We start from the raw sequence: 21,799 nt of genomic DNA, 5'->3' as shown, positions 1-21,799 counted from the left end.
GACGGGGATCCGGCGTTCGCCCGCATTCGGTGCTGAGACCGCGATCGGCCGCACACTGAAGCTCCTTACAGGCAAGGGGAGTTGGAGCGCAAGGAACGCACGTCGGGTTTACATAGAGTGTCCACCGGCCCGCCATGTAGCCCGAGTTGCCCCGTGGCGGCCGGTTTCCTATTGCGAAACCTTGTTGGTTAAGTCACAGCTGCATGAAGGCCTTGATCTGCGCGCGTCAATCGGCAAAGGTTTCGCATCAGCCCCGGAAAGTTTCCTTCCGGTAGGCCAACCCCCCACATATAGTGACGAGGAGACCCCTCTTCATGGCAACTCACAAGCGTGCGAGCCGGATCAAGCTCACCGCAGCCGTAACCGCCGTCGTCGCGGCGGCCGGAGTGGCCGTACTGAACTCCCCGCTCGCCGGAGCGGCCCCCGCCGAAGGCCCGGTCTACGGACTGAACGCCCAGGGCGCGGTCGACGGAAGCTACATCGTCCTGCTCGACAAGTCGGCCTCCGTCGACGCCAAGCGCAAGCTCGCCGAGGAGTACGGCGGCAAGCTCCAGCGGGACTACTCCTCCACCGTCAACGGCTTCTCCGCGAGCGGGCTCTCACAGACCGAGGCCAAGCGCCTCGCCGCCGACCCGGCCGTCGGCAAGGTCGTACAGAACAAGAAGTTCCACATCAGCGCGACCCAGTCGAACCCGCCGTCCTGGGGCCTCGACCGGATCGACCAGACCGAGACCGCGGGCGACGGCAAGTACACCTACCCGGACAGCGCCGGGGAAGGCGTCACCGCGTATGTGATCGACACCGGTGTCCGCATCTCCCACCAGGACTTCGGCGGCCGCGCCTCCTACGGCTTCAACGCGGTCGACAACAACGACAAGGCCGACGACGGCAACGGCCACGGCACGCACGTCGCGGGCACCATCGCCGGCACCGCCCACGGAGTGGCCAAGAAGGCGAAGATCGTCGCCGTGCGGGTCCTCGACAACAACGGCTCCGGCTCCACCGAGCAGGTCGTCGCGGGCATCGACTGGGTCACCAAGAACCACCAGGGCCCGTCCGTCGCCAACATGAGCCTGGGCGGCACCGCCGACCCGGCGCTGGACGAGGCCGTCCAGAAGGCGATCGCCTCCGGCGTCACCTTCGGCGTGGCGGCCGGAAACGAGTCCGCGGACGCGGGCAACAGCTCGCCGGCCCGCGTCAAGGAGGCCATCACGGTCGCCTCCTCCACCAAGGACGACCAGCAGTCCAGCTTCTCCAACTTCGGTTCGGTGGTGGACCTGTACGCCCCCGGCTCGGACATCACCTCCGACTGGAACACCAGCGACACCGCCACCAACACCATTTCCGGTACGTCCATGGCGACCCCGCACGTCGTCGGTGCCGCGGCCATCTATCTGGCCGGGCACAAGGACGCCACCCCGGCGCAGGTGTCGGACGCCCTCGTCAAGGGGGCCACGCCCGACAAGATCTCCAACGCGAGCCCGGGAACCCCGAACAAGCTGCTGAAGATAGTCGAGTAGACATCCGCCGGCAGCGCTGAACGACGGCCCCCGTGCCTGTCCCCCACGGGGCGCGGGGGCCGTCTTAGGGTGTGCGCATGACGACGACGTACGCAGCTCTGCTGCGCGGCATCAATGTGGGCGGCAACAAGAAAGTTCCCATGCCCGAGCTGCGAGAAATCCTGGGCGAGCTGGGCCACGGCGATGTGAAGACGTATCTCAACAGTGGCAACGCCGTCTTCAGCAGCACGTCCGACGACCCGGACGCGCTCGCGGCGGAGCTGGAGGCCGCCATCGAGGAGCACTTCGGCTTCCAGGTCGCCTGCATGGTGCGCAGCGGCCCCTATCTGCGGGCGGTCATCGACGCCTGTCCCTTCCCGGCCGACGAGCTGGAGGGCAAACAGCTGCACGCCACCTTCTTCTCGGGCCCACCAGTCACCGCCGAGCGCTTCGCCTCGATCGACCCGGCCGACTACCTCCCCGAGGAGTTCCGGCTCGGCGACCAGGTGCTGTATCTGTACGCGCCCGAGGGCCTCGGCAAGTCGCAGCTCGGCGCCGCCCTGTCCCGGCCCGCCCTGAACAAGGGGATCGACGCGACCAGCCGCAACTGGAACACGGTCAAGGCGCTGGTGCGGCTGACGGAGGCGGCCGGTGCCTGAGAGCGACCGGTCCGCCGTCGAGGCGGCCATCGAGGGCGAGTTGCGCCTCCTCGACCCCGAAGTCCGCTCGTCCGCCGAGCTGTTGGGCTCGTTCCTGCATCCCGACTACGTCGAGTTCGGCCGGTCCGGGCGACGCTGGGACCGGGCGGGCGTCATCGCGGCGCTGACCGCCGAGGACGCCCGCTCCGTACGGCCGATCACCGCCTGCCGGATGGCGGCGGTGCAGCTCGCCCCCGACCTCGTCCACCTCACCTTCGACACCGACAACAACGGACGCCTTGCGCACCGCAGTTCCCTGTGGCGGCACACGGAGGAGGGCTGGCTGCTCTACTTCCACCAGGGGACACCGTTCACTGCGGAACCGGCCGGCGAGCCCGCTCAGGACGGCTGAAGGGCCTCCAGCTCGCTCAGCTCGCCTGCCGACAGGTGGATCCGGGCCGCGTCGAGGTTCTCGTCCAGATGCGCGGGCGACGCGGTTCCGGGCGTCGGGCACAGGGCGGGGGACCGGTGCAGCAGCCAGGCCAGGGCGATCTGCCCCCTGCTCGCACCGTGCCGCCCGGCGACCCCGTCGAGAGCGGCGGCCGCATCGCCCGTGAGGGCGCCGTTGGCGAGCGGGAACCAGGGCAGAAACGCCAGGCCGCGCGCCTCGCACAGCTTCAGCACCGCCTCCGATCCCCGGTCCAGGAGGTTGAAGCGGTTCTGCACCGAGGCGATGCCGGTCAGCGAGAGTGCCCGCTCCAGCTGGTCCGCGGAGACGGTGTCCAGACCGATGTGCCGGATCTTGCCCGCCCGCCTCAACTCGTCGAGGGCGCCGAGCTGTTCGGCCATCGGCACCTCCGGGTCGAGCCGGTGCAGCTGGTACAGGTCGATGGTCTCCACCCGGAGCCGGCGCAGGCTCGCCTCGCACATCGCCCGCAACTGCTCGGGCCGCCCCGCGATGTGCCAGGCGTTGTCGCCGGTCCGTACGACACCGCCCTTGGTCGCGACGACGAGGCCGGCGGGGTAGGGATGGAGGGCCTCGGCGACGAGTTCCTCGGCCAGCTCCGGACCGTAGTTGTCGGCGGTGTCGATCAGCGTGACACCCCGCTCGACCGCCCGCCGCAGCACGGCCACCGCGTCCGCCCGTTCGCCGCGCGGACCCCAGTAGCCGGGGCCGGTGAGCTGCGCGGTGCCGAAGCCCAGCCGCCGCACGGGCCGTTCCCCGCCGAGCGCGAAAGTCTCAGAGATCATGGCAGGACCGTATCCAACCGCGGAACGCCCTCCAGTACCCGGCCGGTGTCCTCGCGGGGTGAGCACGGGCCGGCTCTGAAGTGGCCCAGAGTCCATGGCGCCGAGTGGCCCATGGGGGAGGGCCATTGCCGGGCTACGGTCTACGTATGACGCACACGACGACCGTCCCCGCGCAGCGCACCACCGTCGACTTCTACTTCGACCCCGCCTGCCCCTTCGCCTGGATCACCTCCCGCTGGATGCTGGAGGTCGAGCAGCACCGCGACATCGACCTCCGGTTCCGGCCGATGAGTCTCTACCTCCACAACATCGGCAATGAACTGCCCGACTGGTACCGGGAATTGGTCGACAGGTCGATCGGTCCCGTCCGGGTGGCCGTCGCGGCGGCCGAGGCGCACGGCGACATCGTGCTGCGCGACCTGTACACCTCACTGGGCAGGCGCATCCACGAGGACAAGAACGAGGACTTCGACGAGGTGATCGCGCAGTCCCTCACGGAGCTCCGGCTGCCCGCCTCGCTCGCCGAAGCCGCGCACGACAGCGCGTACGACCAAGCCGTGCGCCGCAGCCATGACGCGGGCATGGACCCGGCCCAGGGCGGATACGTCGGCACCCCGACCATGCACATCGACGGCGCCGTCTACTTCGGCCCCGTGCTCGGCTCCATCCCGCGCGGCGAGGAGGCGGCCCGGCTCTTCGACAGCGTGCGCACCATCGCCGCGTACCCCGACTTCTTCGAACTCAAGCGGACCCGGACGGGCTCCCTCCGCTTCGACTGAGGGCCCGCGGAAAGGGATGCTGTCGCGTTTTTTCAATACCGGGGGAGGGCTGCGGCGGGACGCTGGTCCCATGAAGAACGAACTCCGCGCCATGACCGAATGCGCAGCAGAGGCCGCCCGCATCGCGCGCGGCATCACCCCCGGACAGCTCACCGGACCCACTCCCTGTGCGGAGTGGGACGTGCGTGGCCTGGTCAACCACTGGGTGCTCTACACCTCGCACGGCCTGGAGCACCGCGCCCTGCGCAAGCCGCTCCCGGACGAGCTCACCGCGCGCGACTTCACCGCCGACCCCGACTGGGCGCGGCGCTACGCCGACCGGCTCGACCGGGCCGTGGCCGCCTGGGCCGACCCGGCCGTGTGGGAGGGCGAGATCGATCTGGGCGGCTCCGCGCTGCCCGCCGTGGAGATCGCCTCGATGCTCGTCGAGGAACTGGTGATGCACGGCTGGGACGTGGCGCGCGCCACCGGGCAGGAGCTGCGGATCTCCGAGGAGTCCGCCGCCTTCGTGCTGCGGGTGGTCGAGGGGAACGCGGAGCTCTACCGCCAGTACCAGGGCTTCGCCGACCCCGTGGAGCCGCCGGCCACCGCCACCACGGTGGAGCGGGCCCTGGCCGTCTCGGGCCGTGACCCGCACTGGACCGCGTGACGGCCCCGGCACAGTCCCGTACCGCCCTCAAGTGATCCGATGACTGAGGGGAGTTGGTAGGTCGAACGGGCGGATCCATCCGGATGTGTTGACCGTGGTACGTCAATGCTCCTACCTTTCCAGTGGCTCATGAGGCCGATCCCGTGAGCCCCATGGGAGGGAACATGCCCGCATCCCGGAGCGCGCCACGGACGGCGCCCCGAAGAGCCGCCCTGACCGCCGCGCTCGCCGCCGCCCTGGCCCTGGGGACGCCCGGTCTCGTACCGGCGGCCACGGCGCACTCGCCGCACGGGGCCTCCGCCGATGTGTATGTGTCCCCGGGCGGCCAGGACTCCGCCGACGGTACGGCCGGGCAGCCCGTGAGCAGCCTGCCGCGCGCCCGCGACCTGGCGCGCACCAGGGCCGCGCACGCGGACGGCGACCTCACGGTCCACCTCGCGGCCGGCACCTACCGGATGGAGGGGCCGCTCACCCTCGACGCCCGCGACTCCGGTCAGCGCGGCCACCGGATCATCTGGCAGGGCGCGGGCTCCGGGGCCACGGTCATCAGCGGCGGCCGCAAGGTCGAGGGCTGGCGGCCGGTGCCCGGACGCCCAGGGCTCTGGTCGGCCCCCGCACCTCAAGGCCTCAGCGACACACGGCAGTTGTACGTGGACGGCGTGCGGGGGCAGCGTGCCAGGGGCGAGGTTCCGGTCGGCCTCACGGTCACGCCCACCGGCTACACCGCGAGCTCCGACACCATCGCGCACTGGCGCCACCCCTCCGACGCCGAGTTCGTCTACACCGGCGGCGAGGCGTTCTGGAACATCGAGCGCAACGGCCTGGGCCAGTGGACCGAACCCCGCTGCCGGATCGCCGCCGCCCAGGGCACCGCGATCACGATGGCCCAGCCGTGCTGGGACAATTCCAACAAGCGCGTCGAGTTCCCCGACCGGCCCGGCCGCACGGTGAGCATGGTCGGCCCCGGCAAACTCACCGACAACGGCAAGGCGTCCTACGTCGAGAACGCCTTCGAGCTCCTCGACCAGCCCGGCGAGTGGTACTTCGACCGCTCCGCGCACACCGTGTACTACCTGCCGCGCCACGGCGAGGACCCCCAGCGCGCCGACATCGAGGCGGCCTCCGCCGAGAAGCTGCTCGACGCACGCGGCACGGCGGCCGCGCCGCGTACGCCAACGTCGCCAGCCGCCACACCGACTACCGCGACCGGCTCGGCAACAGCGACCCCACGCTCGTCAAGGACAACTGGTGGGAGGAGGGCACCGCCGACGGTGACAACAAGGGCCTGGTGACCACGGGCAACCACATCATGGCGGCCCCCGCCGACGTGCCCGCCGACATCCTGGCCAACGCCGGCATCGAGCCCGCCTACCGGGGCATCCTCGACCGCAGGACCGCGGCCGTCTCGGTCCCCGAGGCCCCGGCGCGGGTGGGCACCAGCACGGCGGGCGCGGACGGGCTGTACGTGACCTTCAACCCGAGCTACGTGGACGACGGTTCACCGCTGACCGGATACACCGCGCACGCCCTGCGCCCCGACGGCACCGAGGCCGGGACGGCGAGCATCACGGCGGCCGACTTCACGCGGCTGGCGTATCTACGCATCGGTCAACTCCGGGCCACCGAGGGGCCGTTCAGGGTGACCGTCACCGCACGCAACGCGTACGGCGAGAGCGCCCCGTCGCTCGCCTCGGCGGCTCTCGTGCCCACCGCGGCCGTCGTGCTGCCCGGCGCGCCGACCGGGGGCAAGGCGCGGGCCGGGGCGCGGGCGGTCACGGTCGCGTGGACGCCGCCCGCGGCCATGGGCGATGCCGAGGTCATCGGCTACCGGATCACCGTCTCGGACGGCCGGGTCGTCGAGGCCACCGGCCGGGACGCCCTGGTCACCCAGCCGACCGGGAAGGGAATGTTCCGGGTGGTGGGCGGTCTGGTGCCGGGGAAGTCCTACACGTTCACGGTCGCGGCCGTCACGGCAGCGGGGGTGGGGCCTGCGATCACGGTGTGGGCCACCACGACCGCGACCCCGGCCACGATCCACCGGACACCCCCTAGGCGCTGAGCGCCGGGAGGGCGCGCGGGGCCCTCGCCTCGTCGTACCGGAGCAGGAGCAGGCGGGCCAACTCCGGTGCCGCGCCCAGGACTTCGGCCAGGACGTCGGCCTCCGTCGCGCCCCGGGCGATCCGGTCCGGCAGGAAGCCGGGGGCGATGACGTACGGGGCGACGGCGACCCGCCGTACACCCAGGGCCCGAAGCTCACGTACCGCGTCTTCGGTACGGGGCAGGGCCGCGGAGGCGAACGCAGGCCGCACGGCGCACCAACCGGTGTGCCGCAGCTCCCGCGCGATTTCAGCGATCACTGCGATCGCCTCCGGGTCTGTGGAGCCCGCCGAGGCCAGGACGACCCCGGTCGAGCGCTTGTCGGCGGGCCCGAGGCCCGCCTCGTACAGCCGCCGCTCCAAGGTGTCGAGGAGCAGTGGCGAAGGTCCGAGGACATCGGCGAGCGTGATGTTCAGCCGCGCCGGGGCCTGCCTCAGCACGGCCGGGATGTCGGCCTTCGCGTGGAAGGCGCGGGTCAGGAGGAGGGGGAGCGCCACCACGTCCCGTACGCCTTCCAGGGCGAGGCGGTCCAGGACCTGCGGGACGGACGGCGCGTTGAAGTCCAGGAAGCCCGTCTCCACGCGCACCCCGGGCCGCAGCGACCGCACCCGGCGCACCAGGGCGTGGACGGTCGCCGCGTGCCGCGGGTCGCGGCTGCCGTGGGCTATGACGAGCAGGACGGGGCGGTGCACGGCGGCTCAGCCCCTCACGAGCAGCCCGCGGCCGCGCAGCACGCGGCGCTCCAGCGGGCTGAAGATCAGCAGGTCGATGGCGATGCCCACGACCAGGATCAGGATGATCGCGAGGAAGATGCCGGGCATGTCGGTGTTGTTGCGGCCGTTCTCCAGCAACTGGCCGAGCCCGAGGCCGAGATCGGGCGAGGAGGCGATGATCTCGGCGGCCATCAGCGAACGCCAGGAGAACGCCCAGCCCTGCTTCAGGCCCGCCAGATAGCCGGGCAGCGCGGCCGGCATCAGGATGTGCCAGGCGCCCCGCACCCCGGTCGCGCCCAGCGTGCGGCCCGCCCGCAGATACAGCGGCGGCACCTGGTCGACGCCGGAGACCAGGCCGTTGGCGATCGAGGGGACCGCGCCGAGCAGGATCACCGCGTACATCATCGAGTCATTCAGGCCGAGCCACAGCACGGCCGGGGGGACCCAGGCCACCGACGGCAGCGACTGGAGGCCGGACAGGATCGGGCCGATCGCGGCCCGCACGAACCTGACCCGGGCGACGAGCAGACCGAGCGGCGTGCCGATGGCCAGGGCCAGCAGGAAGCCGAGCAGACCGCGCGACACGCTGGTCCACACGATGCCGAACAGGGTGCCCTGGAGCCACATGTCGGTCAGGCTCGACCACACCGCGGACGGGGCGGGCAGCTTGTAGGTGTCGGTGACCTTCGCCGAGACCAGGACCTGCCAGACCACCAGGACGAGCGCGACCGCGGTCAGCGGCGGCAGGACCTTCTTGACGAGCACCTCGCGCACCGGGGTGCGGTGGGCCTGGACGGTTTCGAGCGCGTCCAGGCCCGCTTCGAGGCTGCCCAGATCGTGGGGTTCCTTGACCGGAGTCGTCTCAGTGCTGGCCATGTCGGCGGATCTCCCCACGCAGTTGTTCAGTGATCTCGACGGAGAGCTCCGCCACTTCGGCGTCCTCGATGCGGCGCGGGTGGTCGATGTCCACGGTCCACTCGTGGGCCACCCGGCCCGGCCGCGAGGAGAGCAGCACCACGCGCTGCGCGAGCCGGACCGCCTCGCGCACGTTGTGCGTCACGAACAGCACCGACAGGTTCGTCTCGCGCCAGATGCGGGTCAGCTCGTCGTGCAGCACGTCGCGGGTGATCGCGTCGAGGGCCGCGAACGGCTCGTCCATCAGCAGGAGCTGGGAGTCCTGGGCGATGGCCCGCGCCATGGCGACCCGCTGGCGCATGCCGCCGGACAGTTCGTGCACCCGCTTGCCGTACGCGCCGTGCAGGCGGACCAGTTCGAGGAGCTCCTCGGCCCGGGTGCGCCGCTCGTTCTTGGGGACGCCGCGCAGCCGCAGCGCGAGTTCGATGTTCTTGCCCGCGGTCAGCCACGGGAACAGGGCGTGCTCCTGGAACATCAGGGCGGGCCGCCCGCCGGGCGTCTCGATGGTGCCCGCGGTCGGCGCGTCCAGGCCCGCCACCAGGTTCAGGAGCGTCGACTTCCCGCAGCCGGAGGCGCCCAGGAGGGTGACGAACTCGCCCGGCGCGACATCGAGGGTGATGTCGTCCAGGACGAGCTGCGGTCCGCCGCGACCGCCGAAGGACTTCGAGACATGCCCGATCCGGGCGGCGTACTCGTGCTCGGCCGCCGTGCGGTCCGTGGCCTTGGCGAGGGCAGTGGCCATGGTCGTCACCTCCTGGGAATCCTGCTGAACCGGCTTGGGACGGGGGCTAGGGGGTGTCCGGTGGGTCAGGGTCGGACAGGGCGCGGTGGCTGGTGCGGTGCATCGCAAGGCGCCGGAGCGTTTCGAATGGGGGTCCCCCCTGGCCCTTGAGGCCTTGGGGGAGGAGCTATCGGGGCGTTTCGGCAACGCGGCGAGGTGCCGTGCCAGGCGCCGCGACCCCGGCCATGATCCACCGGACACCCCCCTAGTTGACGCCGAGACCGGCGTCGCCGACCTCGGGTCGGCCGAGGGACTTGAGGACCTTGTTCAGCGGGTCCAGGTCGTAGATGCCCGACAGGTCGGGCTTCTTCAGGAGTCCGGCCTTGACCGCGTGGTCGGCCTGCGCCTGGAGGGAGGCGGCCAGCGGGTCGTCCAGGGTCTGGATGGACTTCCAGGCCGGGTCGATGATGTTCGCCGGCAGCTCCTTGCCGGAGAGCGTCTTGAGCGCGGCGTTCGCCGAGGCCTTCGCCTGGTCGGGGTGGGTCGCGATCCACTCGTTGGTCTTCACCGAGCCGCGCAGGACCGCCTCCACGACATCGGGGTGCGCCTTGAGGAACTTCTGCGACACGATGATGTTGGTGATCACGAACTGGTGGTCCGGCCACAGGTCGGACTCGTCCAGGAGCACCTTGCCGCCCTCGGAGACCAGCTTGGACGCGGTCGGCTCGGGCACCCAGGCGCCGTCGACGGACCCGGACTTGAAGGCGTCCGGGGTGATCTTGTTGTCGGTGCGGACCACGTTGACGTCGCCCTTGCCGCTCTGCGCGTCGACCTTCCAGCCCTTGTCGGAGAGCCAGTTGAGGAACGCCACGTCCTGGGTGTTGCCGAGCTGCGGGGTCGCGATGTTCTTGCCCTTGAGCTCGTCCACGGACTTGATCTTGTCCGGGTTGACCACCAGCTTCACCCCGCCGGACGCCGAGCCGCCGATGATGCGCAGGCTCTGGCCCTTGGACTTGGTGTAGCCGTTGATCGCCGGCGAGGGCCCGATCCAGCCGATGTCGATCGAGCCCGCGTTGAGGGCCTCGATCTCGGAGGGCCCCGCGTTGAAGGTGGCCGTCTTGACGGCGGTCCCGCCCAGCTCCTTCTGGAACAGGCCCTCCTGCACCCCGACCAGCGCGGTGGCGTGGGTCAGATTGGGGAAGTAGCCGATCTTCACGGTGTCGGCGGAGAGCTTCTTCGCGCCGTCCGCGGCGGGCGCGGCCTTCCCGGCGTCGTCCTTGTTCGCCTGGGAGCCGTAGCCGCAGGCGGCGAGCGCCCCGAACAGAAGGGGGAGGGTGGCGGCGGCGACGAGGCTGCGCCGCAAACTGGAGCTGGCAGGCACGGGAGGGATTCCTCTCGGAGGCCCGGTGCTTACGTCCGGTGGAGTCTCAACTCCGGGACGCGGCCGGGAAGTCGGCGGGTCTTCGACGGTGCGGGGGGTGCTGGTGGGGCTTTCTGGCGCGCGAGCGGTGCGCGTACGTCATCGCGCACATCGGGCGACTCCGCCCTGGCCGCTGCCGAGGGCGCCGCTGCCGACACGGCCGCCCTCTTTCGCGAAGGTCGAGTAGACGTCCTGGTTCATCAGAAGTCCCAGCCCTCTTCGTCCGCGACGGTGTTGAGGACCTTGTGGGTGGCGAAGGACTCGCCCGCCATGCCCGCCGCGAGGGTGGTGCCGTCGGCCGGGTCGATCAGCAGGAAGGACCCGGTGCGGCGGGAGTCGGCGTACGAGTCGAGCGCGAGCGGCTCGGCGGTGCGCACCTTCACCCGGCCGATGTCGTTGGCGACCAGCTGGCCCGGGTCCGGGTGCTGGGAGAGGTCGTCCAGGGTCAGCCGGGACGGGATCTCCTTGACGATCGCCTTGACCGTGCGGGTGGTGTGCTTGAGCAGCACCCGCTGACCCACCGTCAGCGGCTGGTCGGCCACGTGGCAGACGGTCGCCTCGACGTCCTGGGTGGTGGCGGGCGCGTCCCCGCTCGGCACGATCAGGTCGCCGCGCGAGATGTCGATGTCGTCCTCCAGGAGGAGGGTGACGGACTGCGGCGTCCAGGCGATGTCCACGGACTCGCCGAGCAGGTCGATCCCCGAGACCTTGCTGGTACGCCCCGAGGGGAGCACGGTCACGGGCTCGCCGACGCGGAACGTACCGGCCGCGATCTGGCCGGCGTAGCCGCGGTAGTCGGGATACTCGGCGGTCTGCGGCCGGATCACGTACTGCACGGGCAGCCGGGCGTGGCAGCCGGTGAGGTCGTGGCTGACCGGGACCGTCTCCAGGTGCTCCAGGACGGTGGGGCCGCCGTACCAGTCCATGTTGGCGCTGGGCTCCACGACGTTGTCGCCGGCCAGCGCGGAGATCGGGATCGCCGTGATCTCCGGGACGCCCAACTCGCTGGCGTACGCGGTGAATTCCTCGGCGATCGCCGCGAAGACCTTCTCCTCGTACGCCACCAGGTCCATCTTGTTCACGGCGAGCACCACGTGCGGGACGCGCAGCAGGGCGGCGACCGCGGCGTGCCGGCGGGTCTGCTCGATGACGCCGTTGCGGGCGTCGACCAGGACCACGGCGAGGTCGGCGGTGGAGGCGCCGGTCACCATGTTGCGGGTGTACTGCACATGCCCGGGGGTGTCGGCCAGGATGAACCGGCGCCGCGGGGTCGCGAAGTAGCGGTAGGCCACGTCGATGGTGATGCCCTGCTCGCGCTCGGCCCGCAGGCCGTCGGTCAGCAGCGCCAGGTCGGGCGCCTCCTGGCCGCGCTTGAGCGAGGCGGCCTCGACGGCCTCCAACTGGTCGGTGAGGACCGACTTGGAGTCGTGCAGGAGCCGGCCCACCAGGGTGGACTTGCCGTCGTCGACGGACCCGGCGGTCGCGAAGCGAAGGAGCGTGGTCGCCGACAGATCGGCCAACTGCGCAGCGTTCTCAGCGGTTGTGCTCATGTTAGAAGTACCCCTCGCGCTTGCGGTCTTCCATCGCGGCCTCGGACATCTTGTCGTCGGCGCGGGTGGCGCCCCGCTCGGTCAGCCGGGACGCGGCGATCTCGGTGATGACGGCGTCCAGCGTCGTCGCCTCGGAGTCGACGGCGCCGGTGCAGGACATGTCGCCGACGGTGCGGTAGCGCACCAGGCGGGTCTCGACGCTCTCCTCGGCCTTCGGGCCGCCCCACTCGCCCGCGGTCAGCCACATGCCGGACCGCTTGAACACCTCGCGCTCGTGGGCGAAGTAGATCTGCGGCAGGTCGATGTCCTCGCGGGCGATGTACTGCCACACGTCCAGCTCGGTCCAGTTGGACAGCGGGAACACGCGGACGTGCTCGCCGGGGGCGTGCCGGCCGTTGTAGAGCTGCCACAGCTCGGGGCGCTGGCGGCGCGGGTCCCACTGCGAGAACTCGTCCCGCAGCGAGAACACCCGCTCCTTGGCGCGGGCCTTCTCCTCGTCGCGCCGCCCGCCGCCGAACACCGCGTCGAAGCGGTGCTGCTGGATCGCCTCGGTCAGCGGCACCGTCTGGAGCGGGTTGCGCACCCCGTCGGGCCGCTCGCGCAGCTTCCCGGCGTCGATGTACTCCTGCACCGAGGCGACGTGCAGCCGCAGCCCGTGCTCGGCCACCACGCGGTCGCGGTAGGCGAGGACCTCGGGGAAGTTGTGCCCGGTGTCGACGTGCAGCAGCGAGAAGGGGACGGCGGCCGGGGCGAAGGCCTTCAGCGCCAGATGCAGCATGACGATGGAGTCCTTGCCGCCGGAGAACAGGATCACCGGCCGCTCGAACTCCCCCGCCACCTCACGGAAGATGTGCACCGCCTCGGACTCCAGAGCGTCCAGGTGGCTGAGCGCATAAGGGGTGTCGGTGCCCTCGTTCACGGTCGCCGTCGTCATGCCAGGCCCTTCTCGGTGAGCAGCGCACGCAGCGCGGCCGCGGACTCCTGAACGGTCTGCTGGTGCGACTCGATCCGCAGATCCGGCGCCTCGGGCGCCTCGTACGGGTCGTCGACCCCGGTCAGACCGCTGATCTCGCCCGCCGCCTGCTTGGCGTACAGACCCTTCACATCGCGTACCGAGCAGACCTCCACCGGCGTCGCGACATGCACCTCCAGATAGGCGGTGCCCTCGGCCCGGTGGCGCCCCCGCACGGCCTCGCGGCTGTCGGCGTACGGGGCGATCACCGGGACCAGGGCCTTCACGCCGTTGGCGGCCAGCAGTTCGGCGACGAAGCCGATCCGCTGGACGTTGGTGTGCCGGTCCTCGCGGCTGAAGCCGAGGCCCGCCGAGAGGAACTCGCGGATCTCGTCGCCGTCGAGCACCTCCACCCGGTGCCCGTCCGCGCGCAGCCGGCCCGCGAGTTCGTACGCGATGGTGGTCTTGCCGGCGCTCGGCAGACCGGTCAGCCAGATGGTGGCTCCCGCCTCCGTCACGCTCATCGAAGTCTCCTGGTTGTTCTGACGGTCCGTCATCCGTGCAGTCCGCACTCGGTCTTGTTGCGTCCGGCCCAGCGTCCGGCCCGCGCGTCCTCGCCCTCGGCGACCCGGCGGGTGCAGGGGGCGCAGCCGATCGAGGGGTAGCCGTCCATGAGGAGCAGGTTGGTGATGACGCCGTGCTCGGCGATGTAGGCGTCGACGTCGTCCTGCGTCCAGCGGGCGATCGGCGACACCTTGACCTTCTGCCGCTTCTCGTCCCAGCCGACCACCGGCGTGTTCGCCCGCGTCGGGGACTCGTCGCGGCGCAGCCCGGTCGCCCAGGCGGCGTACGGACTCAGGCCCTGCTCAAGGGGCTTGACCTTGCGCAGCGCGCAGCACAGGTCGGGGTCGCGGTCGTGCAGCTTCGGGCCGTACTCGGCGTCCTGCTCGGCCACGGTCCGACGCGGCGTCAGGGTGATGACGTTGACGTCCATCACCTCGGCGACCGCATCCCGGGTGCCGATGGTCTCGGGGAAGTGGTAGCCGGTGTCGAGGAACACCACGTCCACGCCGGGCATCGCGCGCGAGGCGAGGTGCGCGACGACCGCGTCCTCCATGGAGGAGGTGACGCAGAACCGCTTGCCGAAGGTGTCGGCGGCCCACTGGAGGATCTCCAGGGGCGATGCCTCTTCCAGGTCGCGGCCCGCCTGCTCGGCGAGCGCCTTGAGGTCCCCGGAGGTCTGAGTGACCGTCATATCTCTTCCCCTCCACCGCTGTTGCCCTGAACTCCCCGGGCGAGCAGCCCGAGGAACTTCAACTGGAAGGCCCGGTTGCACGCCGCGCATTCCCAGGCGCCGTGTCCGGTCTCATTCGGACGCAGGTCCTCGTCCCCGCAGTACGGGCAGTAGAAGGGGGCCGCGCGCTCGCTCATGACAGCGCCTCCTCGGAGGCGCGGGACGCCCAGGTGGCGAACCGCTCGCCCGCGGCGCGCTCCGCCTGGAAGCGCCCGAGCACCCGCTCGATGTAGTCGGGCAGCTCGGCCGAGGTGACCTTCAGGCCGCGGACCTTGCGGCCGAACCCGGCCTCCAGGCCGAGCGCACCGCCCAGGTGCACCTGGAAGCCCTCGACCTGGTTGCCGTCCGCGTCGAGCACCAGCTGGCCCTTGAGTCCGATGTCCGCGACCTGGATGCGGGCGCAGGCGTTGGGGCAGCCGTTGATGTTGATGGTGATCGGCTCGTCGAACTCCGGGATGCGGCGCTCCAGTTCGTCGATGAGCGCGGCGCCGCGCGCCTTGGTCTCGACGATGGCCAGCTTGCAGAACTCGATGCCGGTGCAGGCCATCGTGCCGCGCCTGAACGGCGAGGCGTTGACCTTGAGGTCGAGCGCCTCAAGACCGGAGACGAGCGATGCGACCTGCGCCTCCTCGACGTCGAGCACGATCATCTTCTGCTCGGCGGTGGTGCGCAGCCGGCCCGAGCCGTGCGTCTCGGCGAGCTCGGCGATCTTGCTCAGCGTCGTGCCGTCCACGCGGCCCACCCGGGGCGCGAAGCCGACGTAGAAGCGGCCGTCGTTCTGCCGGTGCACACCGAGGTGGTCGCGCCAGACGCCCTTGGGCTGCTCGGGCGCGGGCCCGTCGACGAGCTCGCGCTTGAGGTACTCGTCCTGGAGTACCTGGCGGAACTTCTCCGGGCCCCAGTCCGCGACCAGGAACTTCAGCCGGGCGCGGGTGCGCAGCCGCCGGTAGCCGTAGTCGCGGAAGATGCCGATGACGCCGCCGTACACGTCCGGCACCTCATCGAGCGGTACCCAGGCGCCGAGGCGCACGCCCAGCTTGGGGTTGGTGGAGAGGCCGCCGCCGACCCACAGGTCGAAGCCGGGGCCGTGCTCGGGGTGGTTGACGCCGACGAAGGCGATGTCGTTGATCTCGTGCGCGACGTCGAGCTGCGGCGAGCCGGAGACGGCGGACTTGAACTTGCGGGGCAGGTTGGAGAAGTCGGGGTTGCCGATGAACCGCCGCTGGATCTCGTCGATGGCCGGGGTGCCGTCGATGATCTCGTCCTCGGCGATGCCCGCGACGGGCGAGCCGAGGATGACGCGGGGCGTGTCGCCGCAGGCCTCGGTCGTGGACAGGCCGACCGCTTCGAGGCGGTTCCAGATCTCCGGGACGTCCTCGATGCGGATCCAGTGGTACTGGATGTTCTGCCGGTCGGTGATGTCGGCGGTGCCGCGCGCGAACTCCTGCGAGATCTCGCCGACCACCCTGAGCTGCTCGGTGGTCAGGCGCCCGCCGTCGATGCGGACCCGGAGCATGAAGTACTCGTCGTCCAGCTCCTCCGGCTCCAGGATCGCGGTCTTGCCGCCGTCGATGCCCTGCCTGCGCTGGGTGTACAGACCCCACCAGCGCATCCGGCCGCGCAGGTCGTTGGGGTCGATCGAGTCGAATCCGCGCTGGGAGTAGATCGTCTCAATGCGTGTCCGCACATTGAGACCGTCGTCGTCCTTCTTGAACTGCTCGTTCCCGTTGAGGGGCGTGAAATGGCCAACGGCCCACTGGCCTTCACCGCGGTGGCGCCCCGGCTTGCGGCGGGGCGTGGCGGCGGCAGGGTTCTCTGGGGTGGCGGCCATGGCGTACGTCCTTCGGGACTGCAGGAGGGCGGCTCTGACCTGCACACTCGCGCTCAGGGCGCGGCGGTGCGCAGTCAGGGAAAAGGGAAAGGGATCGCGGCGTCGCTGGGAGCGTCAGCGTGCCGGACAGATGGCGCTGGACATGCGGCCGAGGTCGACGTGCCGCCGACTCACCAAGGCAATTCCAGTTCCAGACATGACGGAAGCGTGTCACGGGACTTTCGGCCCAGTCCACCACTATCCAAAATGTGGACATACATGTCCCGCATGGTGGGACAGTGTGTCCCGGGTCACTGCTCGCAGGCTCAGAACGCCCCCGGCCACGGGCCCGGTGCCGGGACCTCCTCGGCCTGCTCCTCCTCGGTCTCGAAGAGCTTGAAGCCGCGGCGCAGATAGTTGTCCATGGCGTGCTCCCCGTCCAGCGAGCAGGTGTGCAGCCACACCCGCTCGGTGGCGGGCAGTCCGGGCCAGCGTTCGGCCAGGTCCCAGGCCCGCCGGATCCCGTACGACAGGAGGTGGCCGCCGATCCGCCGGCCGCGGAAGGCGGGAATCAGGCCGAAGTAGACGATCTCGACCGAGCCCCCGGGCTGCGCCTCCAGCTCGACATAGCCGGCGGGCGTACCCCGGTCGTAGGCGACCCAGGTCTCCGTGCCGGGCTTCGCCAGCGCCCGCTCCCACTCGGCGTACGTCATGCCAAGCCGGTCGATCCACTTGATGTCGCCGCCGACCGCCGTATAGAGGAAGCGGCTGAACTCCGGCGAGGGGACCTCGGAGCGCACGATCGTGATGTCGCCGGACGGCTCGGCGGCCGGGCGGAGATCGTCGGGCGAGGTCTGCTCAAGGGACCAGGTGGTCACGGTGGTACTCATGGGCGCCAGGGAATCACGGCGCCTCGGCGGCGACCAACGCAGGTCAGGGGTGGCGGCCCCGGGCCTGTCGGACCGCCGGGGACGAGGAGCGGGGGAGCAGGTCCGCCGGGCGGTCCGGCCGTACCACCTCCACCCGGACGTCCTCGGTGAAGCGGTAGGGGCGGTGGGCGAGCACCTCCGCGAGGTGGCGGCGCAGCCGGGACATCTCGGCCCGTACGGTCACCGTGCGCGTCGGGTCCTCGAAGATGTCCTGGGCCAGCTGCGCGGCGCTGCGGCCCTCCCGGTTCAGCGCCAGGACGAAGAGCAGTTCCGCGTGGCGGGGGCTGAGCTCCTGCGTCCAGCTGCCCGCCTCGCCCGACACCGTCACCGAGCAGCGCCGGGACCGGCTGAGGTCCAGGACGACCCGCCGGGCCGTGGTGCCGCCGGCCGCGGCGCCCTCGTCCGAGACCTGGACGAGCAGCCCGCCGGGCAGCGGCTCCACCGAGCACATGCCGAGCGGGGGAAGCCAGACGCGGCCGCTCCGGAACGACTTCGCCGGCGCGAGCCGGTCCATCGGCGGCATGCCGGTGACCGCGGCCACCCAGCCGTTGGGGTCGACGGCCAGCGCACGGCCGCCGATCCGGCTGAGCACCGGGGCGGCCACCGAACGCAGCCGGTCGAGCGCGGCCGAATGCCGGTTGCGCAGCTCGGCCTCGGCGAGCCGGGCCACCGAGGTCACGAAGGACAGCGTGGCCGGGTGCATGGTGCTGAGCGGCCCGCTGATGTCGACCACGCCGAGCAGCTGCCCGTCCCGCGGGTCGACGACGGGCGCGCCCGCGCAGGTCCAGGCGTGGTGGGTGGCGACGAAGTGCTCGGCGGAGAACACCTGCATCGGACGGCCGGTGACCAGAGGGGTGCCCACGCCGTTGGTGCCGACCACCGTCTCGCTCCAGTCGGCGCCCACCTCGAAGCCGAGCGCGTCGGCCCCCTTCAGGACCGAGGCGTGGCCCTCGCGCCACAGCAGCCGCCCCTCGGCGTCCGAGACCACCATGATGTGCTGGGCCGCGTCCGCCACCGCCACCAGGGCGTCCCTGAGGACCGGCAGGACCTCCGTCAACGGCGACTGGTGTCTGCGCCGTTCGACCTCGCCGAGCGGCAGCAGCCCGGCGTGCCGGCCCCGGTCGGGGTCGAGGCCGCGGCTCAGCATCCGCCGCCAGGACTCCTCGATCTCCGTACGCGGCAGGATCCTTGACCGCCTTCCCTCCAGCGCGGCCGCGCGCATGCCCTTCAGGAGCCGGGTGCTCTCCGCGGCACCCATCGCGGCCAGCCGGGTGGCATCGAGCATGACGGTGTGCACAGGGTCCTCCCGACTCGGCAGCGGCGCCCCCGGAGGGAGCGGGCCCGAGTGTCCTGAATTCATCGTGCCCGCCCGCCGGTTCGGGCGCGACAATATGCCGCACAAGTCTGCAACCCTTTGCAACTCTCGCGAACGGCCGTGCGTGTGTACGAAGGTGATGGAGCACCGGATGTCCGGTCGTCATGCTCCTTCCGCGGACGCATGAGAGCGCGGGGGTGGTGCCGTGTCGGCGCAGCACCACCCCCGACGGACCTTCCGAAGCACCGTTTTTCAGCCGCTCCACGTCTGTAGGGGGTGTCCGGTGGGTCATGGCCGGGGTCGCGGCGGCTGGCACGGCGCCTCGCCGCGTTGCCGAAACGCCCCGATAGCTCCGCTATCAGGCCGCTCCGGCGCCTTGCGATGCACCGCACCAGCCGCCGCGCCCTGTCCGACCCTGACCCACCGGACACCCCCTGGCTCACACCTCGGCGCGGGCCCGCTCCACCACCGTCGCCAGATCCAGCGAGTGCGGCAGCGTGCCGAAGGCCGCTCCCCAGTCCCCGCCGAGCCGTGAGGCGCAGAACGCGTCCGCGACCTCGGGCGGCGCCCAGCGCACGAGCAGCGAGCCCTGGAGCACCAGCGCCATGCGCTCCACCAGGCGCCGCGCCCGCGCCTCGATGCCGTCCAGATCGGCGAGTTCGGTCAGCAGGTCCTTGATCGCCCCGTCCAGGCGGTGGTCCGCGCCGCGCGCCTTGCCTACCTCCTGGAGGAAGGCGTTGAGCGCCTGCGGCTCGCGCTGGAGCGCCCGCAGCACATCGAGGGCCTGTACGTTGCCCGAGCCCTCCCAGATCGAGTTCAGCGGAGCCTCCCGCAGCAGCCGCGGCATCCCGGACTCCTCGACGTACCCGTTGCCGCCGAGGCATTCGAGCGCCTCGCCCGCCACCGGCGTACACCGCTTGGTGACCCAGTACTTGGCGGCCGGCACCGCGAGCCGCAAGAACGCCCGCTCCTCCTCGGTGTCCGCGTCGTAGGCCGCCGCAAGGCGCAGCGCCAGCGTCGTCGCGGCCTCCGACTCCAGGGCCAGATCGGCCAGCACGTTCCGCATCAGCGGCTTCTCGACGAGCAGCCCGCCGAAGGCACTGCGGTACGAGGCGTGGTGGACCGCCTGCGCCACGGACTGGCGCATGATGGCCGCCGAGCCGATCACACAGTCGAGCCGGGTCGCCGCCACCATCTCGATGATGGTGCGCACCCCGCGCCCCTCCTCGCCGACCCGGCGCGCCCACGTCCCGTCGAACTCGACCTCGCTCGACGCGTTCGACTTGTTGCCCAGCTTGTCCTTGAGCCGCTGGATCGCGAACGCGTTGCGCGTCCCGTCGCCCAGGACCCGCGGCACCAGGAAGCACGTGAGCCCGCCCGGAGCCTGCGCCAGCACCAGGAACCCGTCGCTCATCGGCGCCGAACAGAACCACTTGTGCCCGGTCAGCACGTACTCGCCGTCGGCGGCGAGCGGGGCGGCGGACGTCGTGTTCGCCCGTACGTCGCTGCCGCCCTGCTTCTCCGTCATGCCCATCCCGAAGAGCACCCCGCTCTTGTGCGCGGCCGGCCGCAGCCCCTCCTCGTACACGTGCGAGGTGAGCCTCGGCTCCCACTCGGCGGCGAGCGCCGGGTCGGTGCGCAGCGCGGGCACGGCCGCGTGCGTCATCGAAACCGGACATCCGTGCCCGCCCTCCGCCTGGGTCCACACCAGGAACCCGGCCGCGCGCCGCACATGCCCGGCGGGCCGGCCCCAGGCGTCGGTGAGCCCGGCCGCGACGGCGTGCCCGAGCAGCCGGTGCCAGCTCGGGTGGAAGTCGACCTCGTCGATCCTGTTGCCGTACCTGTCGTGGGTGCGCAGTTTCGGCGGATTCTCGTTGGCCTGGGCACCCCACTCCTGGGCCTGGGCCGATCCGGCGGTGCGTCCGAGGGCCGCGAGTTCCTCGCGTACGCCGCCGAGAAGTTCCGGCGCTGTGTGCCGCTCGACGGCCTCCGCGAGGGCCCGGTCGGCGGTGAAGACGTCGTACCCCACCAGGGGCGGAGCCTGGTTGGTCACTGTGTGGGTGGTGGCTGCCATGCCGATACGGTAAGGACGTGCAGCCAGCAAATGAAACACCCGAGCGGACATCCGGCCGCCTTCATCGGGCCCGCGTCCTCTACCGCAACGTCTCCAAGCGGAAATTGGGCTGGCTGCTCCTCAAGGACACCGTCAACTCGTGCGTCGAGTACCGGATCCTGGGCCTTGCCGCGGAGGCCGCGTTCTTCACGCTGCTCTCGCTGCCCCCGCTGCTGCTCAGTGTGATCGCGCTGCTCGGCTACGTGGACGGCTGGACCAGCACCCACACCGTCGCCAGCATCGAGCAGAACATCCTCAACGCGGCCGGCACGGTCCTCTCCGACCGGGGCGTGCACGAGTTCGCCCAGCCGCTCCTGGAGGACGTCACCAAGGGCAAGCGCCCCGACATCGTCTCGATCGGCTTCGCGATCGCCCTGTGGTCGGGCTCGCGCGCGGTGAACGTCTTCATCGACACCATCACCGTGATGTACGGGCTCGACGGGCACCGCGGCATCGTGAAGACCCGGATGCTCTCGCTGCTCCTGTACATCGTCGCGCTGCTGATCGGCGCGGTCGTGCTGCCGCTCGCGGTGGTCGGCCCGAACCGGGTGGTGGAGCTGATCCCCTGGGGCACCGACGTGATCAGCTTCCTGTACTGGCCGACGATGATCCTGCTGTCCATCGCCTTCCTGACCACCCTCTTCCACGTCTCGGTGCCGGTCCGCTCACCGTGGATCGAGGATGTGCCCGGCGCCCTGGTGGCGCTCGCGATCTGGGTGCTGGGCTCGTTCCTGCTGCGGATCTACCTGACCAACACGGTCGAGGGCCCCACCATCTACGGCTCGCTCGCCGCCCCCATCGCGGTGCTCCTGTGGATCGGCATCTCCGCGTTCGCGGTGCTGGTCGGGGCGGCCGTCAACGCCGCCATCGACCGGGTCTGGCCGTCCGTCGCCACGGCCGCCGCCCGCGCGGCCAGCGACCGCGTGCGCACCGAGCAGGCCGCCCAGCTCGTCGCCCGCGCCCAGTCGGCCCGGCCGATGCCCTTCGACGCCGACGACGACCCCGAGGACCCCGACGACGCGAACGATCCGGGGATGCCGTCGGAGTTCCCCGAGCGCTGGTCGAAGTTCCTGCCCCCGGACGACGTGAAGTCCCGGCTGCACACCCCGAAGAAGCCCGAGGAGAAGTCCCCGCACGACCGCGACTGATCAGTG

General features: G+C 71.1%; 23 protein-coding genes. 8 read left to right on the top strand and 15 right to left on the bottom strand.

Annotation, left to right across the window (positions count from 1 at the left end; translation table 11 throughout):
* Positions 1–314: 314 nt before the first annotated feature.
* From ACIQ8J_RS27830 to ACIQ8J_RS27820, 3 genes are all read left to right on the top strand, one after another.
* Complete coding sequence (locus ACIQ8J_RS27830) at positions 315–1,520, top strand: S8 family serine peptidase (RefSeq protein WP_403276575.1); 1,206 nt, start codon at positions 315–317, stop codon at positions 1,518–1,520.
* A gap of 77 nt (positions 1,521–1,597) precedes the next feature.
* A complete protein-coding gene (locus tag ACIQ8J_RS27825) occupies positions 1,598–2,158 on the top strand; it encodes a DUF1697 domain-containing protein (protein WP_403276577.1) in 561 nt (186 codons plus the stop codon).
* Positions 2,151–2,549 (top strand): DUF4440 domain-containing protein, encoded by a 399-nt coding sequence (locus tag ACIQ8J_RS27820; protein WP_403276578.1) that lies wholly within the window; start codon positions 2,151–2,153, stop codon positions 2,547–2,549. The genes ACIQ8J_RS27825 and ACIQ8J_RS27820 overlap by 8 nt, the downstream gene beginning before the upstream one ends.
* Here the strand turns inward: ACIQ8J_RS27820 and ACIQ8J_RS27815 are convergent.
* The gene (locus ACIQ8J_RS27815; RefSeq protein ID WP_403276580.1) at positions 2,537–3,388 is read right to left on the bottom strand and encodes an aldo/keto reductase; all 852 of its coding nucleotides are present in this window, start codon (positions 3,386–3,388) and stop codon (positions 2,537–2,539) included. The two genes, ACIQ8J_RS27820 and ACIQ8J_RS27815, sit on opposite strands and share 13 nt — an antisense overlap.
* A gap of 146 nt (positions 3,389–3,534) precedes the next feature.
* On the opposite strand from ACIQ8J_RS27815, the gene ACIQ8J_RS27810 reads away from it, so the two are divergent.
* The 4 genes from ACIQ8J_RS27810 (at position 3,535) to ACIQ8J_RS27795 (ending at position 6,875) form a co-directional block, all read left to right on the top strand.
* Positions 3,535–4,167 carry a DsbA family protein gene (locus tag ACIQ8J_RS27810; protein ID WP_403276581.1) on the top strand — a complete coding sequence of 211 codons (633 nt, stop codon included), beginning with the start codon at positions 3,535–3,537 and terminating at the stop codon, positions 4,165–4,167.
* Positions 4,168–4,237: 70 nt separating this feature from the next.
* Positions 4,238–4,816: a TIGR03086 family metal-binding protein gene (locus tag ACIQ8J_RS27805; protein WP_403276583.1), complete on the top strand. Its 579-nt coding sequence runs from the start codon at positions 4,238–4,240 to the stop codon at positions 4,814–4,816.
* 164 nt (positions 4,817–4,980) lie between these two features.
* Positions 4,981–6,108: a hypothetical protein gene (locus ACIQ8J_RS27800; RefSeq protein WP_403276584.1), complete on the top strand. Its 1,128-nt coding sequence runs from the start codon at positions 4,981–4,983 to the stop codon at positions 6,106–6,108.
* Positions 6,105–6,875: a fibronectin type III domain-containing protein gene (locus ACIQ8J_RS27795; RefSeq protein ID WP_403276585.1), complete on the top strand. Its 771-nt coding sequence runs from the start codon at positions 6,105–6,107 to the stop codon at positions 6,873–6,875. Before ACIQ8J_RS27800 ends, ACIQ8J_RS27795 begins: the two co-directional genes overlap by 4 nt.
* Here ACIQ8J_RS27795 and ACIQ8J_RS27790 read toward each other — a convergent pair.
* The 14 genes from ACIQ8J_RS27790 to ACIQ8J_RS27725 all read right to left on the bottom strand — a co-directional run bounded on the left by ACIQ8J_RS27790 (position 6,865) and on the right by ACIQ8J_RS27725 (position 20,606).
* Positions 6,865–7,605, bottom strand: a complete 741-nt coding sequence (locus ACIQ8J_RS27790) for a sirohydrochlorin chelatase (RefSeq protein ID WP_403276587.1) — start codon at positions 7,603–7,605, stop codon at positions 6,865–6,867. The two genes, ACIQ8J_RS27795 and ACIQ8J_RS27790, sit on opposite strands and share 11 nt — an antisense overlap.
* A 6-nt stretch (positions 7,606–7,611) precedes the next feature.
* Positions 7,612–8,502, bottom strand: a complete 891-nt coding sequence (locus ACIQ8J_RS27785; protein ID WP_403276588.1) for an ABC transporter permease — start codon at positions 8,500–8,502, stop codon at positions 7,612–7,614.
* Positions 8,489–9,283, bottom strand: a complete 795-nt coding sequence (locus tag ACIQ8J_RS27780) for an ABC transporter ATP-binding protein (protein ID WP_403276589.1) — start codon at positions 9,281–9,283, stop codon at positions 8,489–8,491. The genes ACIQ8J_RS27785 and ACIQ8J_RS27780 overlap by 14 nt, the downstream gene beginning before the upstream one ends.
* Before the next feature lie 244 nt (positions 9,284–9,527).
* On the bottom strand, positions 9,528–10,643 hold the full coding sequence (locus ACIQ8J_RS27775; RefSeq protein ID WP_403276590.1) for an aliphatic sulfonate ABC transporter substrate-binding protein: 1,116 nt from the start codon (positions 10,641–10,643) through the stop codon (positions 9,528–9,530).
* A 239-nt stretch (positions 10,644–10,882) separates the two neighbouring features.
* A complete protein-coding gene (locus ACIQ8J_RS27770; RefSeq protein WP_403276592.1) occupies positions 10,883–12,232 on the bottom strand; it encodes a sulfate adenylyltransferase subunit 1 in 1,350 nt (449 codons plus the stop codon).
* Between the two features lies 1 nt (position 12,233).
* Positions 12,234–13,166: a sulfate adenylyltransferase subunit CysD gene (cysD, locus tag ACIQ8J_RS27765; protein WP_403276593.1), complete on the bottom strand. Its 933-nt coding sequence runs from the start codon at positions 13,164–13,166 to the stop codon at positions 12,234–12,236.
* The gene (gene cysC, locus ACIQ8J_RS27760; RefSeq protein WP_403276595.1) at positions 13,163–13,708 is read right to left on the bottom strand and encodes an adenylyl-sulfate kinase; all 546 of its coding nucleotides are present in this window, start codon (positions 13,706–13,708) and stop codon (positions 13,163–13,165) included. Before cysC ends, cysD begins: the two co-directional genes overlap by 4 nt.
* Before the next feature lie 29 nt (positions 13,709–13,737).
* Complete coding sequence (locus ACIQ8J_RS27755) at positions 13,738–14,439, bottom strand: phosphoadenylyl-sulfate reductase (RefSeq protein WP_403276596.1); 702 nt, start codon at positions 14,437–14,439, stop codon at positions 13,738–13,740.
* Positions 14,436–14,615: a hypothetical protein gene (locus tag ACIQ8J_RS27750; protein ID WP_403276598.1), complete on the bottom strand. Its 180-nt coding sequence runs from the start codon at positions 14,613–14,615 to the stop codon at positions 14,436–14,438. Before ACIQ8J_RS27750 ends, ACIQ8J_RS27755 begins: the two co-directional genes overlap by 4 nt.
* A complete protein-coding gene (locus ACIQ8J_RS27745) occupies positions 14,612–16,309 on the bottom strand; it encodes a nitrite/sulfite reductase (RefSeq protein WP_403276600.1) in 1,698 nt (565 codons plus the stop codon). The genes ACIQ8J_RS27750 and ACIQ8J_RS27745 overlap by 4 nt, the downstream gene beginning before the upstream one ends.
* A 114-nt stretch (positions 16,310–16,423) precedes the next feature.
* Positions 16,424–16,507, bottom strand: a complete 84-nt coding sequence (locus ACIQ8J_RS27740) for a putative leader peptide (RefSeq protein WP_310591794.1) — start codon at positions 16,505–16,507, stop codon at positions 16,424–16,426.
* A 107-nt stretch (positions 16,508–16,614) separates the two neighbouring features.
* Positions 16,615–17,178 (bottom strand): GNAT family N-acetyltransferase, encoded by a 564-nt coding sequence (locus ACIQ8J_RS27735; RefSeq protein ID WP_403276603.1) that lies wholly within the window; start codon positions 17,176–17,178, stop codon positions 16,615–16,617.
* A 43-nt stretch (positions 17,179–17,221) separates the two neighbouring features.
* Positions 17,222–18,502, bottom strand: coding sequence for a GAF domain-containing protein (locus tag ACIQ8J_RS27730; RefSeq protein WP_403276629.1), 1,281 nt, complete (start codon positions 18,500–18,502; stop codon positions 17,222–17,224).
* Positions 18,503–18,971: 469 nt separating this feature from the next.
* The gene (locus ACIQ8J_RS27725) at positions 18,972–20,606 is read right to left on the bottom strand and encodes an acyl-CoA dehydrogenase family protein (RefSeq protein WP_403276605.1); all 1,635 of its coding nucleotides are present in this window, start codon (positions 20,604–20,606) and stop codon (positions 18,972–18,974) included.
* A 17-nt stretch (positions 20,607–20,623) separates the two neighbouring features.
* On the opposite strand from ACIQ8J_RS27725, the gene ACIQ8J_RS27720 reads away from it, so the two are divergent.
* Positions 20,624–21,793, top strand: coding sequence for a YihY/virulence factor BrkB family protein (locus tag ACIQ8J_RS27720; RefSeq protein WP_403276606.1), 1,170 nt, complete (start codon positions 20,624–20,626; stop codon positions 21,791–21,793).
* Positions 21,794–21,799: the final 6 nt, after the last annotated feature.

Source organism: Streptomyces sp. NPDC094147 (assembly GCF_044764265.1).
Classification (GTDB): domain Bacteria; phylum Actinomycetota; class Actinomycetes; order Streptomycetales; family Streptomycetaceae; genus Streptomyces.
The sequence above is the reverse complement of the archived record's forward strand: the minus strand, read 5'-3'. Positions and strand labels throughout refer to the sequence as shown.

What these genes read in the sequence shown, in the direction of transcription:
- ACIQ8J_RS27830 (WP_403276575.1), top strand. Translation starts at nt 315, where the DNA reads ATGGCAACTCACAAGCGTGCGAGCCGGATCAAGCTCACCGCAGCCGTA.
- ACIQ8J_RS27825 (WP_403276577.1), top strand. Translation starts at nt 1,598, where the DNA reads ATGACGACGACGTACGCAGCTCTGCTGCGCGGCATCAATGTGGGCGGC.
- ACIQ8J_RS27815 (WP_403276580.1), bottom strand. Translation starts at nt 3,388, where the DNA reads ATGATCTCTGAGACTTTCGCGCTCGGCGGGGAACGGCCCGTGCGGCGG.
- ACIQ8J_RS27810 (WP_403276581.1), top strand. Translation starts at nt 3,535, where the DNA reads ATGACGCACACGACGACCGTCCCCGCGCAGCGCACCACCGTCGACTTC.
- ACIQ8J_RS27805 (WP_403276583.1), top strand. Translation starts at nt 4,238, where the DNA reads ATGAAGAACGAACTCCGCGCCATGACCGAATGCGCAGCAGAGGCCGCC.
- ACIQ8J_RS27800 (WP_403276584.1), top strand. Translation starts at nt 4,981, where the DNA reads ATGCCCGCATCCCGGAGCGCGCCACGGACGGCGCCCCGAAGAGCCGCC.
- ACIQ8J_RS27785 (WP_403276588.1), bottom strand. Translation starts at nt 8,502, where the DNA reads ATGGCCAGCACTGAGACGACTCCGGTCAAGGAACCCCACGATCTGGGC.
- ACIQ8J_RS27780 (WP_403276589.1), bottom strand. Translation starts at nt 9,283, where the DNA reads ATGGCCACTGCCCTCGCCAAGGCCACGGACCGCACGGCGGCCGAGCAC.
- ACIQ8J_RS27770 (WP_403276592.1), bottom strand. Translation starts at nt 12,232, where the DNA reads ATGAGCACAACCGCTGAGAACGCTGCGCAGTTGGCCGATCTGTCGGCG.
- cysD (WP_403276593.1), bottom strand. Translation starts at nt 13,166, where the DNA reads ATGACGACGGCGACCGTGAACGAGGGCACCGACACCCCTTATGCGCTC.
- cysC (WP_403276595.1), bottom strand. Translation starts at nt 13,708, where the DNA reads ATGAGCGTGACGGAGGCGGGAGCCACCATCTGGCTGACCGGTCTGCCG.
- ACIQ8J_RS27755 (WP_403276596.1), bottom strand. Translation starts at nt 14,439, where the DNA reads ATGACGGTCACTCAGACCTCCGGGGACCTCAAGGCGCTCGCCGAGCAG.
- ACIQ8J_RS27750 (WP_403276598.1), bottom strand. Translation starts at nt 14,615, where the DNA reads ATGAGCGAGCGCGCGGCCCCCTTCTACTGCCCGTACTGCGGGGACGAG.
- ACIQ8J_RS27745 (WP_403276600.1), bottom strand. Translation starts at nt 16,309, where the DNA reads ATGGCCGCCACCCCAGAGAACCCTGCCGCCGCCACGCCCCGCCGCAAG.
- ACIQ8J_RS27740 (WP_310591794.1), bottom strand. Translation starts at nt 16,507, where the DNA reads ATGTCTGGAACTGGAATTGCCTTGGTGAGTCGGCGGCACGTCGACCTC.
- ACIQ8J_RS27735 (WP_403276603.1), bottom strand. Translation starts at nt 17,178, where the DNA reads ATGAGTACCACCGTGACCACCTGGTCCCTTGAGCAGACCTCGCCCGAC.
- ACIQ8J_RS27730 (WP_403276629.1), bottom strand. Translation starts at nt 18,502, where the DNA reads ATGCTCGATGCCACCCGGCTGGCCGCGATGGGTGCCGCGGAGAGCACC.
- ACIQ8J_RS27725 (WP_403276605.1), bottom strand. Translation starts at nt 20,606, where the DNA reads ATGGCAGCCACCACCCACACAGTGACCAACCAGGCTCCGCCCCTGGTG.